Origin of the sequence: Kocuria sp. HSID16901 (assembly GCF_003989425.1) — a bacterium.
Lineage (GTDB): Bacteria > Actinomycetota > Actinomycetes > Actinomycetales > Micrococcaceae > Rothia > Rothia massiliensis.
The window spans coordinates 107,831-124,041 of the sequence record NZ_RBLM01000003.1; the positions used below are offsets into that span (position 1 = coordinate 107,831).

Here is a 16,211-nt window from a genome sequence, read left to right on the forward strand (position 1 = left end):
TGCCGTTGGGCTTTCAGACTATTCCGATATCGGCTCTGTTGATAGGGCCACGTGAAACTTTGAACGAATCTTCCGGGCGGGGGCGTTCGGGCAGATGAGCGACGGCGGCCGTGTGGAACGCACGGACCAGCGGGTTCTCCTCGCCGCGGAGCCACGCGAGGCACAGCGGGACGGGCGGCGCGTCGTCGAGCGGAATGGACACGACGCCGGTATGACCGTGCGACGCCATCGCGGATCGGGGTGTGGCACCCACGCCCCGTCCTGAAGCCACCAAGGCGGCCCACTCGTCGTAGTTATGACATTCGAGGATGGTGCGTGGGCGATGAGGGTCATCCCACAGCGTCGGCCGGGTGTTTCCGCTGACCGTGTTGACCACGAGCGGGTATTGGCCGAGCTCGTTCCATGAGATCGACGTGCGGTGCGCGAGGGGGCTACGGGTGCTCACGGCCGCGACGCGGACTTCTCCGGCGAGCTCGACGCATTCGACCTCCTCTGAGGAGATGTCACGGCGGCTCAGAGCGACGTCGACGGTCTTGTCCAGAAGCGCGGCGTGAATGTCGTCCCGTCGCGAGAGCCGCAGGCCAACGCCCGTGGAAGCCTCGAATTGCGCCGTGGTCCGGGAAAACCACGGGTCCGGCAAGGCCCAAGGGAAGCCGACGCGAAATTCTGGTTCCCGGGACACCTCAGTCAGCGCGGCCTGGACGTCCCGCAGGATTTTGCGAGATCTCTGGAGCAGCACCTCGCCCGGTGCAGTGAGGCGGACCGAGCGAGAGGTGCGGACCATCAGAGTCACGCCGAGCCGCGTTTCGAGCTGTTGGATGGTACGGCTGAGCGCGGGTTGGGTGATGTGAAGTACCCGAGCCGCTTGGGTGAAAGATCGATGCTCGCCCACGGCTTCGAGAGCTCGGAGGTGACGCAATTCGATGTTCATGACGCCACAGCATAGTCGTCGTGCCTGGTCACAGGTCTGTCAGTGAGGTGAGGGCGGGTGGTTCCTCGGCGGCTCAACGACTGGGCGTCTCAGCCAGCTGGGGTGGTGACCACGCCGTGTTGCCAGTGGTGATCCTCACGGCGGTATTCGATGCGCGTATGGTTTCGGTCTTCGCGGGCCTGCATGAATTCCACCTCCCTCGGTTCCAGGGCGTAGAGCTGCCAGTCCGGATTGGGTGATCCGTCGTAACTCGGGCGTCCTTCCCAATCCCGTTCCGACTCTTCCCGGCTGAGGGGGTGGACGACGCCGGTGACACGCACCTGCCGTCCCGACTCGCGCCAGAAGAAGATCATGGACGCGCGTGGGTCCGCATCGAGCTGTTGCCCCTTGCGGGACGTGCGATGGGTGGAGAAGTGGAAGCCGCGATCGTCAATGTCCTTGACGATGAGGGTTCGACCCACGGGGGTGCCGTCGTTATCGACCGTCGTGAAGGTCATGGCATGGGGCTGCCGTTGCCCCGAGGCGATGGCTTCCTGGAACCACTCAGAAAACAACTGGTGTGGATCTGAGGGCACGTGATCCGGGTCGAGGGTCGGCAGGGGTTTGGGGAAGGACGGTAGGGAACTCAACTGGTCGCTCAGAGTGGACATATTTCGATGCTAAGTGGAGAGCACGGGCTGCGCGAGGGTGGATTGGCCATCGGCATCGGTCCATGACGGATGGTTATGGGCGAGATCTACACAAGCGGTGGAGAAAGTTATCCACAGGTGTGCATAACGGTGTGTACAACTCGAATATCTGTCCTACAAACGGGCTTCACGCACGGGGAGGGTCCCGGCGATCAGGCCATTTTCAGGGTGCGTCTCGTTCTGCGAATCATCGAACTACGCGTGTGTAACTTGCCCACAGGTGGGGATAACTCCTGTGGATAACGGCGGTCTGAGCGAGCGGCGAATTCGGGCTTCGACGGCGACACCCTTGATTTTCTGGGGAAGTCCAGGGGTGGACGACGTGTGCCTCCACATCTGGTGATCCACAGGGGTTGAGGATAACGAGCCGAGCGTGTCCACCTGGTGTGCACAAAGTTATCCACAGGTGGGGAAAAGTGGGTAGTTCTGACGGAGAATGTCCCTTAATGGCTCGACACGGTGAGCCTGAGAGCGACACAGCACCGGCGGGCGAGCGCCGTCATTTCAACGAAGGAACGAGCGTCGGCATTCTTCCCGAGGGCCAGGGTCGTGAAATCACATCGAGAGGAGTCACAGCCATGTAAGTTCTCCACATTGTGGAGAAGCGCTGTGGATAACCATGTTCGAAGAGTGGGTTGTCCCCAGTGGAGCTTCATATCGGAGGAGGCCTCAGGGGTCGAGTAAGAGTGTGGCGTTAGAGTGAATACGTGACGCAAAGGGGCGTTCACACCAGTGACAAGGGGTGCCCTGCCGGGCTGAGAACACACCCTTGGAACCTGATCTAGCCAGAACTAGCGAAGGGATCGTCACCGTGACAGATTCACCACAGCATCACTCACAGACCGCCGCCATTGTTGAGTGTGCCCAGGAGGTGCGCGCAACTGCGCCGCTGGTGCATTGCCTGACCAATTCCGTGGTCAAGGAGATCACCGCGAACGTCTTGCTGGCGGCCGGAGCTTCCCCCGCGATGGTCGAGCACCCGGAAGAAGCTCGCGTGTTTGCCGGCATCGCGAACGGTCTTCTTGTGAACGTCGGCACCATCTCGGAGGAACAGACGGACGCCATCCGTGCCGCCGTCGCCACCGCCAACGCACAGGGTGTCCCGTGGGTTCTGGACCCCGTCGCCGTCGGGGGCCTTCCGCAACGCACGGAGCTGGCCCGGGAACTCCTCGACCTGAAGCCCACCGCGGTCCGTGGCAATGCGAGCGAAGTCGTGGCCCTCGCGGGATTGGGGCAGGGCGGACGAGGCGTTGACTCGACCGAGTCCGTGGAGTCAGCGCGCGAAGCCGCCGAAGCACTCGCCCGGCGGACCGGCGGCGTGGTCGCCGTTTCGGGGGAGCGCGACCTCATTGCCTCATCCGGTCGTGTGACCCGTTTGACCAGCGGGCATTCCCTGATGCCGCTCGTGATTGGCACCGGTTGTTCGCTGGGTGCCGCCGTCGCCGCGTATCTCGGCGCTGCGCGTTCATCCGGTATGTCGGACCACGACGCCGTCGTGGCCGCTCACGCCCACCTAGGGGCGGCGGGCACGGTGGCCGGCCGATCCGCCGAGGGCCCCGGGTCCTTTCACGTTCGGTGGTTGGATGCCCTGCATGCGCTGTCTCCGGAAGAGATCGCGCAGGTGGTCGAGCTGGAGGACGCGGCATGATCCCCTCAGGAGTGGATCTCTCCCTGTATTTCGTCACGGACACCACACTCTGTGGCGGCCTCGAAAAAGTTCCGGGCGTAGTCTACGAGGCCGTGATGGGCGGCGTCGGGGTGGTGCAGGTTCGGGATAAGCACCTCGACGACGGCGCCTTCGCCCAGCTGGCGAGCGCCTGTGCCCAGGCCGTGGCGCAGGCCAACCAAGATTCCGGTCGCACAGCCCGCACGGTGGTCAACGACCGACTTTCCATTGCCGCAGACCTCGGCCTCGACGTTCACGTGGGTCAATCCGACGCCGCAGCCGAACGAGCCCGAGAAACGCTGGGGGAGTCCGCGATGATCGGACTGTCGGTGTCGACCCCCGAACAGGCGCGGGCCGCGGTGGACTCCGGGCACGCGGATCTCGTGGGAATCGGGCCCGCCTGGGCCACACCCACCAAAACGGACGCCGCGAAACCACTCGGACCGGAAGGAGTCGCCGAATGCGCGCGGATTGCCCGGGGCGGCGGAATGGCCAGCGTGGTGATCGGCGGCGTCAATGCCCACACGGCTGGTTCATTGGCCGGGGTGCCGGCAGATGGTCTGTGCGTGGTCTCGGCCATCGCGTCGGCGGATGATCCCCGGAGGGCAGCCTCAGAACTCCTCCGCCTCTCGCAGAACACCCTTGATCGAAAGGACCTCCGCTGATGCGCCCGCCGATTGCTCTCTCGATCGCTGGATCTGACCCCTCGGGTGGGGCTGGGACCCTAGCGGATCTCAAGACCTTCGCCGCTGTGGGAGCGTATGGTTGCGCCTGCACCACCTCCTTGACCAGCCAGAACACTCTCGGCGTGCAGAGTGTGCATGGTATCGACGCGGAGGTCGTGGTTTCCCAAGTTGAATCGGTGATTGACGATCTTCCCGTGGACGCCACCAAGATCGGGATGTTGGGTTCGGCCGAGACCGTTCGACATTTGGCACGGATGATCGCATCTCGTCGCCGCGACTTCGGCGTCGTCGTGCTGGATCCCGTGATGGTTGCGACCAGCGGCGACCCCCTTCTGGCCCCCGATGCCGACGCCGCATTGCGCGATGAACTCGTGCCGTTGGCGGACGTCATCACCCCGAACCTCCCCGAAGGGGCGCGTCTGCTGGGGCGGCCCGACGACGTCGCCACCTCCCTCGCCGCCGTGCGTGAACAGGCCATCGAATTGCTCGCGCTGGGGCCTCGGGCGGTTCTCCTCAAGGGTGGGCATCTCGCGGACGCTCAGGCCGTGGACGTCTTGGCGATGAATCCGAGCTGGGCTCCCGGTGGTCGGGCCCGGGTCTCGGAGCCGGTGATTCGGGAATTCACCTCTCCACGCATCGAAACCCGCAATACGCATGGAACGGGGTGTACGTTGTCGTCGGCGATCGCCGCCTACGCCGCCCGGCATGCGATGCCCGTGGACCCGCGTACAGCGCCCGGTCTGGAGGAAGCCGCCCCGAATGTGGAAAGTTCAGGCGCCGGTACGGTCCCCGAGCAGTCCGATGCCCTACGCCCGGTGGACGACGACGCCCTGGTCGAGGCCGTGCGGCGCGCGAAAACCTACCTCACCAGGGCCTTACGGGAGGGTGCCGGCTGGGAAATCTCCCGCACCCCTGACCGTGGGCATGGACCGGTCAACCATTTCGCCCCCGAAACATGATGAGCAGCCAAAGAGTAGAGCAGATGATGAACGAGACGACGTGGCGCACCGGACCCTTCACCGGGAAGCTGTGGAGCGATGCATCGGAGATCATGGCGCGGGTCCGCGGCCTCGCGTTCCTCAACGAATTGGCCGAGGGGACTCTGGACCCTCACACCTTTGCGCATTACATCCAGCAGGACGAGTTCTATCTGGCGAATTACTCGCGGGCGATGGCGGTGCTGGCCTCCCGTGCGCCGTCTGGCGAAGCCGCCGAGTTTTGGGCCGGATCTGCGAGTACGGCGGTTGCCGAGGAAAAGGTGCTGCACGAGCAGCTCTTGGCCGATGAACGGCTGAAGAATATCGACCTTCCCGAGGTCCCCTCGGCGACGACGCGTGGCTACATGTACACCTTGCTCGCAGCTTGCGCGTACGAACCCTACGAGGTGGGAGCCGCGGCGGTCCTCCCGTGTTTTTGGATTTACGCGCAAGTGGGCCGCGAGCTCGCGGCCCGGGCGAGCGCCATCGCCGAGCACCCGTACGGCCGTTGGGTGCAGGAGTACGACGATCCGGAGTTCGCCGAAGCCACTCAACGCGCCATTGATCTCGTGGAACAAGCAGCGGAAGGTGCCACCGAAAAGGTCCGCGAGCGGATGCGGGACGTCTTTCTGGATGCGTCACGCTACGAGGAGATGTTTTGGGACGCGGCGTACCGGCGGGAGAGCTGGACGCTCTGAACCGCCGGCGCGCCGCGTCGAGAGGCTATTTGACCGTCAGAACGGGGCACTCCGCCTCAAGGATGACCCGTTGTGCGCTCGATCCAAGGAACAGCTTCATCACGGGGGAACGTCGTCGCGTCGCCAAGACGATCAAGGACGCGTGGTGTTCCTCCGCCAGGCCCAAAACTTGCTCCGCGACGTCGTCCCCGGCCCGCTGGATTTCGAATTCCAGACCGGCCTCGATGATCTGTAGTGAGATTTCCTTGACCTGATCGATCCTGCCGGCTGCCGGCCCCGCGGTGTTGTCGGTCGCGTACACGACCACGCGCAACGCCGCCTTGGCCCGCTCGGCTGCCGCGATCGCCTCCTGGAGAACCCGCGGGCTCGCATCGGTGCGATACCCGACGACGATGCTTCGGGAGGCCCGGTCGATCGCCTGGGAAGAGGAGACTCTCAAGGAGGGCTCCGCGCCTCGGCGTACCGGCTTGGAATAGAAGTCGGACATGATGTTTACCCTTCTGCGAGTTGCGATTCCTGAGCCTGCCAGATCGGCATTAGCCGAAGGCGATCACGCCCACCAGCATGCCCACCACGAGCATGACCAGGGACACGATCAGTGCACGCCATAGAACCTTCTTGTGGTGGTCGCCCAGCTCGACGCCGGATAGCGAAACCAGCAGCAAGATGGCCGGGACCAGCGGGGATTGCAGGTGGACCGGCTGGCCGGTGATCGATGCGCGTGCCATATCCGTTGCCGGAATGCCGTAGTGGCTGGCGGTTTCGGCGAGGACGGGCAAGATGCCGAAGTAGAAGGCGTCGTTACTCATGAAGAACGTCATCGGGATGGAGAGCACGCCGGTGATCACGGCCATGTACGGACCCATCGATGAGGGGATGATGTCCACGAGCCAGGAGGCCATGTCGTCGACCATTCCGGTGCCGCTCATGACACCGGTGAGAACGCCTGCGGCCATGACCATCGCGACCACGGAAATCACGGAGGTTGCGTGCGACGCGAGCTCTTCCTGCTGCTCCTTGACGCCACGGAAGTTGACCAAGAGAGCCAAGACCGTGCCAATCATGAACAGGTACGGAAGGGGCAGGATGTCGACGATCAACAGAACCATGATCGCGATCGTCAGGATGAAGTTGAACCAGAACAAGTGCGGGCGCAGCGTCTCGCGGTTGGGGTCCAGGGCCGTGTCCGTCAAGGCGGAGGTGGTCTTGCCCTCGTCTTCGAACTGGTTGATGACCAGAGCCTGAGTCGCTGGGCCAGCGGCTTGGGCGCCCTCGCCCGTGGAACGTGCCGCGGTGTCGGGACCTTCAGAGCGTGCGGCAACGGATGCCGCCAAAGAGCCGCCGCGCTTGCCGGACTCGCCGTTCTTTTCGGAATCCGAGGACGGCGCGTTAACCCACGCCACGCCCTTGGCCGCGAGACGACGCCGTTCGGAACGACCGAGCATGTAGGAGAAGACCAAGGCGACGATCAGGCCGGCGATGAGTGACGGGACCATGGGGGCAAAGATCGAGTTCGCGTCCACGTGCAAGGCAGAGGCGGCGCGCGCCGTGGGCCCGCCCCACGGGACGATGTTCAACGTTCCGTTAATGAGTCCGGCAACGCAGGTAAGAACCACCGGCGACATCTGCAGCCGCTGGTAGATCGGCAACATAGCGGCGGTGACCACAATGAAGGTGGTCGAACCGTCGCCGTCCAAGGAGACCGCGCCGGTCAGCAGCGCGGTACCAAAAACGACCTTGACGGGGTCGTTGCCGCAGAATCGAAGGATCACCTCGACGAGTTTGTCGAAGAGGCCGACGTCGATCATGATGCCGAAGTAGATGATCGCGAACAGCAAGAGTGCCGCGGTGGATGACATGGACTCGATGGCGTCCATGACCATGTCGCCGATCCCGAGCCCCGCGCCGGCGAAGAGGCCGAAGATCGTGGGGATCAAAATGAGTGCCAAGACGGGCGACAGCTTCTTGGTCATGATCAGCACCATGAAGACCAGGATCATGGCGAATCCGAGAAGGACTAACACAGGCTTCTCCTTTGAAGAGTGATGTGATGTGGGATACACCCTAGGGAATCGTGAGAGTTCTTCGCCCCCTTGTGCTCACTGATCCCGTTCTGATCGTTTCGCGCCTTATGCGCATTTTGCTCAAACTCTTGTGAACCGTAGGCTTTGTGCATGTCCCGCCCATCGGATTCCTTCTCGCGCCGCGTCCTCACGAGCCAGCTGGCCGTGATCATCGTCGTGCTCACGTTGGCGGCCGGGATCTTTGCCTGGCTGGGAATTCGTAACGTCACGGACACCACCGAGACCCAAGCGCTCGCCATAGCCCGCACGCTCTCCACGGACGACGTGGTGGTACAAGCCGCGACCGACGCCAGCACGCAAGGCATCGACCCCCAATCCGCACGTCAGGCCCCAGTTCAAAAGCTCGCTCTGAAAACGGGCGCCGCCAATAAGGTCGACTTCGTGGTGGTCACGGACGATCACGGACTCCGCCTGGCCCACCCGGAGCCGTCACTCATCGGTAAAAAGGTGTCCACTTCACCAGACGCCGCCTTGGCCGGGCTCGAGGAGATTACCCACCAAGCCGGCACCCTCGGGGAGACGGTTCGGGCGAAGGTCCCGGTTTATTCGGCCACGGGGGACGGGACCGTGGTCGGCGAAGTGTCGGTCGGCATCAAAACGTCGGCGGTGGGTGCGGACGTCCGGCGAGAGGTCTTGGCCATTGGGGGTCTAGTGGCCGTCGCGCTCGCGGTGGGAGTGGCCGCCTCGGTCGCACTTGGTCGCCGGCTCCGGCGCCAGACCCTCGGCATCGGTCCGGAAGAACTTGCGGAGATGACTCAGCACCAGGAAGCGGTGCTTCGAGGGCTCGACGACGGCGTCCTCGGCTTCTCCCCAGAAGGCCGCCTGACCCTCACCAACCAGACGGCGCGACGGCTCTTGGGGCAGGAGGGCGCGACCGAGGACGTCGTCGTCCCCCACGCGATCCAGGGCATGGTGGTCGAGGTCCTGGAGCAGGACGTGAGAGAAGGGGACGAGGTCAGCGTGCGACGCCGCGTTGCGGTGGCTGACCGTATCCTCCTGGCCACAGCGGTTCGAGTGCGCCGCGAGGGGATGACGGTGGGTGGCGTCGTGACGTTGAGGGATGAAACGCAAGTACTCATGATGTCCCGTCAGCTGGAGTCCGTCACGACGATGGCGGATGCCCTCCGTACACAGCGCCACGAATTCGCGAATCGTCTGCACACGGTGATGGGTCTCGTCGGAACCGGGGCTTATGCCGAAGCCGAAAGCTATCTGGGTGAGATCCTCCGGACCGGACCCATCGGTGCGCCGGTCCAAGGAATCGAACTCGTGGAGGATCCCTACCTGCGGGCCCTGATCGAGGCCAAGGGGACGACGAGCGCCGAGTCCGGCGTGGACCTCCGGGTTGCGGAGAATTCCCTAATCCTCGGGCGCCTTCGGGAACCCGAGGACGTCACCTTGATCCTCGGCAATCTCATGGATAACGCGGTGCGGGCCGTGGTTCGTGCGGAGGGGGCGTCGAGAGTCGTGGAGGTGCAGTTGATGAGCGATGGGGCCGATCTGCACGCCGTCGTCACGGATTCCGGCGCGGGAATCGACTCGGAAGCCGCCGGCGACCAGGCTTTCGAGAAAGGCATAACCGGTGAGGACCACGAGGAAGATGGCCACGGCCTAGGGATTGGCCTGGCTCTGTGCCGACGCGTGGCCGGCCGGCACGGAGGTCGCGTGTGGCTGCTCGCCCGTCACGACGAACGGTTCGGGGGAGCGAGCTTTGGTGTGGAATTACCGGACGTTTTGGAGGAAATACCATGATCACCGTCCTCGTCCTCGACGACGACCTCTACGTGGGGCAGCTGCATTGTCAGTATGTTTCTGAGGTTCCCGAATTTCAGGTTCTCGAACCGGTCCGAGACCTTCGTTCGGCCAGGGAAGTTCTGGCCGGTGGTGGCGTGGACCTTCTGTTGGCCGACCACGTACTACCCGATGGCCGGGGAGTGGATTTGGTGCGGGAATTCGACGTGGATGCCATCCTTCTCTCGGCGGTGAACGATGCTACGGTCGTGCGCTCCGCTCTGAGGGCGGGTGCCTTGACCTACATTTTCAAGCCGTTCGAGGCGACCTATCTTCAGGGTGTGCTGCGCCGGTACGCGAGGTATCGACGCATGTGGGATAGGGAACGACTCTCTCAAGCAGACCTCGACCGAGCACTCCGGGCCCTGCACGATGCCTCGAGTGCGAGCGGGCGACACAACACCGCGCCACCCTCGTCCACCACGGCGAAGGTCCTCGAATGTCTCCGGGCCCACGACGGGGTGCTCTCGGCGGTTGACGTTGCGGATGCCGTGGGCATTTCTCGGGCGACGGCGCAACGTCACCTGGCCAAGCTGGCCGGCACTCGAGCGGCGACGGTCAGCCTTCACTACGGTTCCACGGGACGTCCCGAACACCTCTACGCGGCCGCCCCGGAATGGTGATGACTGGCGGTTCTACGGCCCTCGGCGGAACCTGGATATCCTTCTTCCATGCAGAAACTTTTTTCCTACGGGACCCTTCAGAATCCAGCGGTCCAGAGCTCCCTATGGGGCGGCACGGTGCCGACGTCGCCCGCGAATCTTCCGGGATTTTCCGTCCAACAGTTGACGATCACCGACCCTGACGTCGTGAAGCTGAGCGGTAGCAAGCAGCACCCCAGCCTCGTCCGGAGTATCGGGGAATCCGTGGACGGCGTCGTCCTGGAGCTCGACGACGAGCAGCTGGCGGCCGCCGACCGATACGAAGTGGCCGACTATGCCCGCCGGGAAGTCCTCCTGGCGGATGGAACTCACTGCTGGGCCTACGTTCCTGCCCGCCCCCTCGCCGCGGCGCAACGCGTGGTGTTGGGCGGTGACTCCATCGCGTACGGCCAGCACGACCCTGAGGGCGGTTGGGCGCATCGCCTCGCCACGGAACTCGAGTTCTATTCATACCCGGACCGGCGGATGTTCAACCTCGCGATCCCCGGGATTTTCTTGACCCAATTGGCGGAACAACTCCCCGGCGAATTGCCGTGGCGACGTCCGGATACCGTGCTCATCGCGGCCGGCGTCAACGATGTAGCCCGGCCCCTGGATGGCCCGCAGCCGAATCCGGACCTGGAAGCAGCCCTAGATACCCTGAACGAAGCGTGTCGAGAATTGGGCGCGCGCATGGTCGTGTTGAGCCCCATCTGGCTCGACGAAACCCGGCGGAAGACCGTTGGCGGCATGCAATCGACGGTCCGTGCCGTTCACAATGTCGTGGAACGGCAACGCACCTGGTGCGAGGAGCGCAACGTGGACTTCATCGATGCTTGGGAGGCCCTCCAAGACCGCCCCGACCTGCTCGGCGACGGCTTGCACCCCAACGCGGCGGGCCACGCACACCTTTATGAGTACCTGCGCGACCGTCTGTAGGTACGCGCTTCGCCGGCCCGGATAGCCTGTTGGTGAGAACCCGATACCTCCAGGAGCTTGATGAACCACCAGAGCCCCGACGCCCATCACCCAGACCTCGCCGACTTCCCCGTGCGAGATCCCACCACGCGACGCGTCCGCAGCGGCTTGAGCAAAGCCCTGCTGATCCTCGCGAGCCTCGCCATTGCGGTCGCGCTCGGAACCATCGTGGGGCCTGCGGCCGGCAGCGACGTCACCCTGGTTTCGTGGATCATAGAGATCCCGTTGATCTACGTACTCACCAGAATCTTCCGAGGCGCGAATGAGTCGGATGCCCCTCGCCCCTGGTGGCAGCTCACCGCGCGCTCGACGGCGAGCCTGATGTTGGGCGGGGTGCCCGGCTTCTGGGTCGTCATCTACCTGCTCTTTGTGCCGAACCTCCCGATGGTGGACAAGCTGCTTGGGCTGGTGTGCCTCGCGCCGTGCGTCATGTATCTGCACTCGTGGTACCGGCTCATTCGCCGTGGCCGGTGAGGCACTTTGTCCAGGTTCACGGGCGACGTCGTCAAGACTTCCGCTGGCGGCGGAAGATATGACGTTCCCCTAGGAACGCTTGGAACCGCAGTGTTAAGGTCGAAACGGATCTATTAGCTGGATCACCGAAAGGAATGGTTATGGCTGACCAGTACGTACTACCGGATCTTCCCTACGACTACGCAGCTCTTGAGCCCCACATCTCGGCTCGCATCATGGAGTTGCATCACGACAAGCACCACGCGACCTACGTCAAGGGTGCGAACACCGCGCTTCAGAAGCTGGAAGAAGCCCGGTCGGCTGGCGATCTCACCTACGTGAACCAGCTCGAGAAGGACCTTGCTTTCAACCTGGGTGGTCACACCAACCACTCGATCTTCTGGAACAACCTTTCGCCGGACGGAGGCGACAAGCCCACTGGTGAACTCGCCGCCGCCATCGACGATTTCTTCGGTTCCTTCGACGCCTTCCAGAAGCAGTTCACCGCAACTGCCACGGGCGTCCAGGGTTCCGGTTGGGCCGTTCTCGCGTGGGACTCCATCGGAGAACGCCTGAACCTGTTCCAGCTCTACGATCAGCAGGCCGGTAACGTTCCGCTGGGTCAGACCCCGATCCTGCAGCTGGATATGTGGGAGCACGCCTTCTACCTGGACTACCAGAACGTCAAGCCGGACTACGTCAAGGCCTTCTGGAACATCGCCAACTGGGCCGATGCCCAGGCGCGTTTCGACCGTGCTCGTCAGCAGACGAAGGGCCTCATCGTCCCCAACTAGGGATGATCGGTACCTCACGGCAAAGCCCCGCACCCCTTCGGTGCGGGGCTTTTCGCGTCCGAGGGGCATCTCTCATGGTGAACGTTGGTGGAATCGGTGCCACAAAGCGGGAAGAGTCGAGGGCAACCATGTTTTCCCGAGGAGGCTTATGTACGCGACCATCAATCCCGCCAATGGCCAGACCACGCGTGAATTCGACGCCGCCACGCGCGACGAAATCGACTTTGCCGTAGAAACCCTCCACAACGGGTTTCAGGCCTCCCGCCACGTTTCCCCGGAAGAGCGGGCACCAGCTTTGGTCAAGGCGGCGGAACTCTTCCGGGAACGTGCCGACGAGCTGGCCGCCACGATCACGCAAGAAATGGGCAAACGGAACCGAGACGCCCTGGGCGAGGTGGAGATCGTGGCTCAAATCTTCGAGTACTACGGCACCAAAGGCCCCGAGATGCTCGCCGACCGTCCCGTGGAGGATTCCACCCAGAACGACGTCGTCCAGTATCGCCCGATGGGTGTGCTCCTCGGCATCATGCCCTGGAACTACCCCCTGTATCAGCTGGCTCGATTCGCGGCCCCAAACCTGGTGCTGGGAAACTCCGTGTTGATTAAGCCCGCCCCCTCCACGCCGGCCACCGCGATCGCCTTCGCGGACGTCCTCTCCTCCGCGAGCCTCGGTCCGGATGTGTATCAAACCCTGTTGGCCATGACCGACGACGTCGAAGGCCTGATCCGAGACGAACGCATTGCCGGGGTGTCCTTGACGGGCAGCGAAGGCGCAGGCTCGAAGGTCGCTGCGGTCGCCGGGGAAGAGGTGAAGAAGGTCGTGCTGGAACTCGGGGGATCGGACCCCTTCATCATCTTGGATGAGGAAAACCTCGAGGAGATCGCGGAAGTTGCCGTCGAGGCTCGCATGGAGAATATGGGCCAGGCCTGCAATTCGCCGAAGCGGTTCATCGTGATGGAGGAAGCCTTCGCTCCGTTCGTTGCCGCCGCTAAGCGTCTCCTCGAGAAGAATTATCACCCGGGTGATCCGCAGAACGCGCAGACGAGTCTTGCGCCGCTCTCCTCCGAAGCCGCCTTAGAGAAGATCGCCGACCAGGTGGGCCGGGCCGTGGAACAAGGGGCCACCCTGGAAACGGGCGGTCACCGCCTGGACCGTGAAGGCTTCTACTACGCGCCGACGCTGCTCACCGGCGTGACGCCCGAGATGGATGCGTACCACGAGGAGCTCTTCGGCCCGGTATTGGTGGTCCACTCGGCCAATAGCGACGAAGAGTGCATTCGCCTTGCCAACGACTCCGCTTTCGGGCTCGGTGCCGCCGTATTCGGGGGCGACCCCGAGCGCGCCGAAGCGGTCGGTGAAAGCCTCGAGGTGGGCATGGTGTCCATCAACCGTCCCGAAGGCTCCGAAGCGGAACTCCCCTTCGGAGGTGTGAAGAAGTCCGGAATTGGACGCGAACTGGGCCGTTTGGGTGCGGTGGAATTTGCGAATCAGCGCCTCTTCCGCGCCTAAATCACGACGACGTCCCGCCCCTAGAGCGCTGTGCTGGCGCATGCCCGCTGGTGCGACAAGAATTGGGGGTAGAACCGAGGGGAACCCGCCGCGTGGAAGGAGCCGAAATGGCTGAACTGACTCAAGAGACCGTCGTGGAGATCATGCGAAGCGAACGCTTTGTGATGATGACGTCGGTATCCCAAGAGGACGGACGCCTGCACTCTCACCCCATGAAACCGCAACGGGTCACGGACCATGCCGAAGCCTGGTTCTTCATCGGGTTGGAGAGTTACCAAGCCGAAGATATCGGCAAGAATCCCGAGGTCAACCTCTCCTTCGCCGAAGCGGGATCGTGGCTGTCCGTATCGGGGCGCGTACGGTTCGAGAATGCGAATCGGGCGATGATCGACGAACTGTGGAACGACAGCGTCGCGGCCTGGTTCGAAGGCGGTAAGGAAGACCCGAACCTGGGTCTCATGCGTTTCGTGGGCGATTCCGCGCGCCTCTGGGGGCGGCCGGGCGGCAAGGTCGCCTCGCTCACGCAGATCGCGAAATCCAAGCTCGAGGACCGCGTTCCGGACGCGGAAGCGGGAGCTGCTGGTCGCTGACCAGGCGCCCCCGCTTCCGAAGTCTATTCGGTCTCTCCGCGACGCATCGCGGCGTCGTGGGCGGCGGCCCGATACATGCCGAGCGGGCCCTGATCCGCGAAGGCCTTGGTGTGGTCGTAGCGGAACAGCCGCGGGGGCCGATGTCGCGTTCCTTCAATGCGCTTGCCGGTGTCGATGATGCTCTTGGACGCCGCGATCTGCCGCCGGAAATTCGCGGGATCGAGGCGCCGACCGAGGATCGCCTCGTAGGCTTCCCGGAGCTCGGCAAGGGTGAATTCATCGCCCAGGAAGGAGTGCGCGATGCGGGAATACCCCACCTTGTTTTTGAGCCGATACAGGGCGTAATCGACGATCTCGTTGTGATCGAAGGCGAGCTGGGGAAGGTCATCCGCGCGCATCCATTGAATGTTTTCGTGGACTCGCGTGTGCGAAACCTCGGTCGCGGGAATCGAGGCCCAGTACACCACCGAGACGACGCGTTCGCACGGGGGCGCCGCTTCCTCAGCGACCTCGTCCTCCGGGCCGGGGACCCGGTGCACGCGCCCAAAGGCATAGAGCTGTTCCAGGTAGCCCGGCACCAAGCCGGTAGCGCGTTTCAACGTGGAGCCGGCGGACTTCTCCAGCGAGAGATCCGGTGACAGTGGCCCACCGGGAAGTGCAAACATGCCACGGTAGGGCTCGCGGAGACGACGAACCAGGGGGAGCCACAAAGAATGGTGCTCCTCGTCGTCGACCTTTCGCATAGCGAGTATGACGGTCGAGACGGCCAGCTGCACGGAACCGGGCCGCTGTACGGGGCCCACCTGCTGGTCCTCGTCCGGTTCCGGGTGGGTCATTGGTCGATCTGCAATTCACCCATGCGGTCCCAGCCGTCGCCTTCGACCTGGCGGGAAATGATCTTCGGCGTCTCGACGAGGTGCGGTTTCATGGCCTCGAGACCCTTGGCGAAATGATCGCTCGACACGTGAGCTTCGGCGGCGTCGTCATCGAATGCCTCGAGCAACACATATTCGTTGGGGTTCTCGATGCTGCGGGACCATTCGAACCACTTATTGCCGGGCTCAGCCCGCGTGGCTTCGGTGAATTCGCGGGTGATTTCGGGGAACGAGTCCGCGGAATCTGCAGTGACGTGAAATTTCACGATGATGGAAATCAACGGGTACCTCCAAAACGCAGGGTTAATGCCTCTATCGTGTCATATCCGGAGGTGACGAGTCGGTGACAGAATGGACGCATGACACAACCCAAAGTCAGGTTTCTCGACGTTCCTTCCTCCGTGATCTCGGCTGAGACGATCTTGCCTGGGGTGGAACCGGAGAAGGTTTATGCCCTGGTCTCGAACCCCTTTCGTCATCACGAGCTCGACGGCAGCGGCTCCGTCCAGGGGCAGATTTCCGGGCCGGAGGCGCCCGGGGAGGGCGAGACTTTTCGGCAGTCGATGCGGCTTTATGGGATCCCCTACACCGCAACCTCCACGGTGTATCGGGCCGAACCGAACCGTGCTTTTGGTTGGCGCAGGCCCACGGGTTTCACATGGACGTGGGAGATGGAACCGACCGATGAGGGCACTCTGGTGCGCGAAACCTTTGACGCGAGCCATGCATCGATTGTGGGCCTGCCGTTGGCCGGGGCGTTGCGCGTGGCCGGGGCCTTCCAGCGCAACCGGCGGGGAATCGCGACGTCGTTGTCCCGGCTGAGCAGGCGCTTCGCCTAAGAATCACAC

General features: G+C 63.5%; 18 protein-coding genes and 1 riboswitch. Of the genes, 12 read left to right on the plus strand and 6 right to left on the minus strand.

Annotated elements, in window-relative coordinates; all coding sequences use genetic code 11:
• Positions 1-13: 13 nt before the first annotated feature.
• Together D8M21_RS05565 and D8M21_RS05570 are read right to left on the minus strand one after the other, a co-directional pair.
• Positions 14-931 (minus strand): LysR family transcriptional regulator, encoded by a 918-nt coding sequence (locus tag D8M21_RS05565; RefSeq protein WP_065424299.1) that lies wholly within the window; start codon positions 929-931, stop codon positions 14-16.
• Between the two features lie 89 nt (positions 932-1,020).
• The gene (locus D8M21_RS05570; RefSeq protein ID WP_048682200.1) at positions 1,021-1,581 is read right to left on the minus strand and encodes a pyridoxine/pyridoxamine 5'-phosphate oxidase; all 561 of its coding nucleotides are present in this window, start codon (positions 1,579-1,581) and stop codon (positions 1,021-1,023) included.
• A gap of 767 nt (positions 1,582-2,348) precedes the next feature.
• A riboswitch (TPP riboswitch) is annotated at positions 2,349-2,441 on the plus strand.
• On the opposite strand from D8M21_RS05570, the gene thiM reads away from it, so the two are divergent.
• The 4 genes from thiM to D8M21_RS05590 all read left to right on the plus strand — a co-directional run bounded on the left by thiM (position 2,432) and on the right by D8M21_RS05590 (position 5,647).
• Complete coding sequence (thiM, locus tag D8M21_RS05575) at positions 2,432-3,268, plus strand: hydroxyethylthiazole kinase (RefSeq protein WP_048682198.1); 837 nt, start codon at positions 2,432-2,434, stop codon at positions 3,266-3,268. It overlaps the preceding riboswitch by 10 nt.
• A complete protein-coding gene (gene thiE, locus D8M21_RS05580) occupies positions 3,265-3,951 on the plus strand; it encodes a thiamine phosphate synthase (RefSeq protein ID WP_048682192.1) in 687 nt (228 codons plus the stop codon). Before thiM ends, thiE begins: the two co-directional genes overlap by 4 nt.
• The gene (thiD, locus tag D8M21_RS05585) at positions 3,951-4,931 is read left to right on the plus strand and encodes a bifunctional hydroxymethylpyrimidine kinase/phosphomethylpyrimidine kinase (protein ID WP_048682189.1); all 981 of its coding nucleotides are present in this window, start codon (positions 3,951-3,953) and stop codon (positions 4,929-4,931) included. The genes thiE and thiD overlap by 1 nt, the downstream gene beginning before the upstream one ends.
• A 23-nt stretch (positions 4,932-4,954) precedes the next feature.
• Entirely contained in the window at positions 4,955-5,647 is a 693-nt protein-coding gene (locus D8M21_RS05590; RefSeq protein ID WP_202975605.1) for a TenA family protein, read from the plus strand.
• A gap of 25 nt (positions 5,648-5,672) precedes the next feature.
• On the opposite strand, the gene D8M21_RS05595 is transcribed toward D8M21_RS05590, so the two are convergent.
• Positions 5,673-6,134 carry a universal stress protein gene (locus D8M21_RS05595; RefSeq protein WP_048682186.1) on the minus strand — a complete coding sequence of 154 codons (462 nt, stop codon included), beginning with the start codon at positions 6,132-6,134 and terminating at the stop codon, positions 5,673-5,675.
• Between the two features lie 49 nt (positions 6,135-6,183).
• Positions 6,184-7,671, minus strand: coding sequence for a CitMHS family transporter (locus D8M21_RS05600; RefSeq protein ID WP_048682182.1), 1,488 nt, complete (start codon positions 7,669-7,671; stop codon positions 6,184-6,186).
• Between the two features lie 150 nt (positions 7,672-7,821).
• Here D8M21_RS05600 and D8M21_RS05605 point away from each other — a divergent pair, with 150 nt between their 5' ends.
• From D8M21_RS05605 to D8M21_RS05635, 7 genes are all read left to right on the plus strand, one after another.
• Positions 7,822-9,483, plus strand: coding sequence for a sensor histidine kinase (locus D8M21_RS05605; protein WP_048682181.1), 1,662 nt, complete (start codon positions 7,822-7,824; stop codon positions 9,481-9,483).
• Positions 9,480-10,145: a response regulator gene (locus D8M21_RS05610; RefSeq protein ID WP_048682178.1), complete on the plus strand. Its 666-nt coding sequence runs from the start codon at positions 9,480-9,482 to the stop codon at positions 10,143-10,145. Before D8M21_RS05605 ends, D8M21_RS05610 begins: the two co-directional genes overlap by 4 nt.
• A 48-nt stretch (positions 10,146-10,193) precedes the next feature.
• Positions 10,194-11,102, plus strand: coding sequence for a GDSL-type esterase/lipase family protein (locus tag D8M21_RS05615; protein WP_048682175.1), 909 nt, complete (start codon positions 10,194-10,196; stop codon positions 11,100-11,102).
• A 60-nt stretch (positions 11,103-11,162) separates the two neighbouring features.
• The gene (locus D8M21_RS05620; RefSeq protein ID WP_126855709.1) at positions 11,163-11,615 is read left to right on the plus strand and encodes a hypothetical protein; all 453 of its coding nucleotides are present in this window, start codon (positions 11,163-11,165) and stop codon (positions 11,613-11,615) included.
• Between the two features lie 140 nt (positions 11,616-11,755).
• Positions 11,756-12,388, plus strand: a complete 633-nt coding sequence (locus D8M21_RS05625) for a superoxide dismutase (protein WP_048682171.1) — start codon at positions 11,756-11,758, stop codon at positions 12,386-12,388.
• A 148-nt stretch (positions 12,389-12,536) separates the two neighbouring features.
• Positions 12,537-13,898, plus strand: coding sequence for an aldehyde dehydrogenase family protein (locus D8M21_RS05630; RefSeq protein WP_048682168.1), 1,362 nt, complete (start codon positions 12,537-12,539; stop codon positions 13,896-13,898).
• A 107-nt stretch (positions 13,899-14,005) separates the two neighbouring features.
• Positions 14,006-14,488: a pyridoxamine 5'-phosphate oxidase family protein gene (locus D8M21_RS05635; protein WP_048682165.1), complete on the plus strand. Its 483-nt coding sequence runs from the start codon at positions 14,006-14,008 to the stop codon at positions 14,486-14,488.
• Positions 14,489-14,511: 23 nt separating this feature from the next.
• On the opposite strand, the gene D8M21_RS05640 is transcribed toward D8M21_RS05635, so the two are convergent.
• Positions 14,512-15,324, minus strand: a complete 813-nt coding sequence (locus D8M21_RS05640; protein WP_048682162.1) for an NUDIX hydrolase — start codon at positions 15,322-15,324, stop codon at positions 14,512-14,514.
• Complete coding sequence (locus D8M21_RS05645) at positions 15,321-15,644, minus strand: putative quinol monooxygenase (protein WP_048682159.1); 324 nt, start codon at positions 15,642-15,644, stop codon at positions 15,321-15,323. The genes D8M21_RS05640 and D8M21_RS05645 overlap by 4 nt, the downstream gene beginning before the upstream one ends.
• A 78-nt stretch (positions 15,645-15,722) precedes the next feature.
• Between D8M21_RS05645 and D8M21_RS05650 the strand changes: the two genes are divergently transcribed.
• Positions 15,723-16,202: an SRPBCC family protein gene (locus D8M21_RS05650; protein WP_048682156.1), complete on the plus strand. Its 480-nt coding sequence runs from the start codon at positions 15,723-15,725 to the stop codon at positions 16,200-16,202.
• Positions 16,203-16,211: the final 9 nt, after the last annotated feature.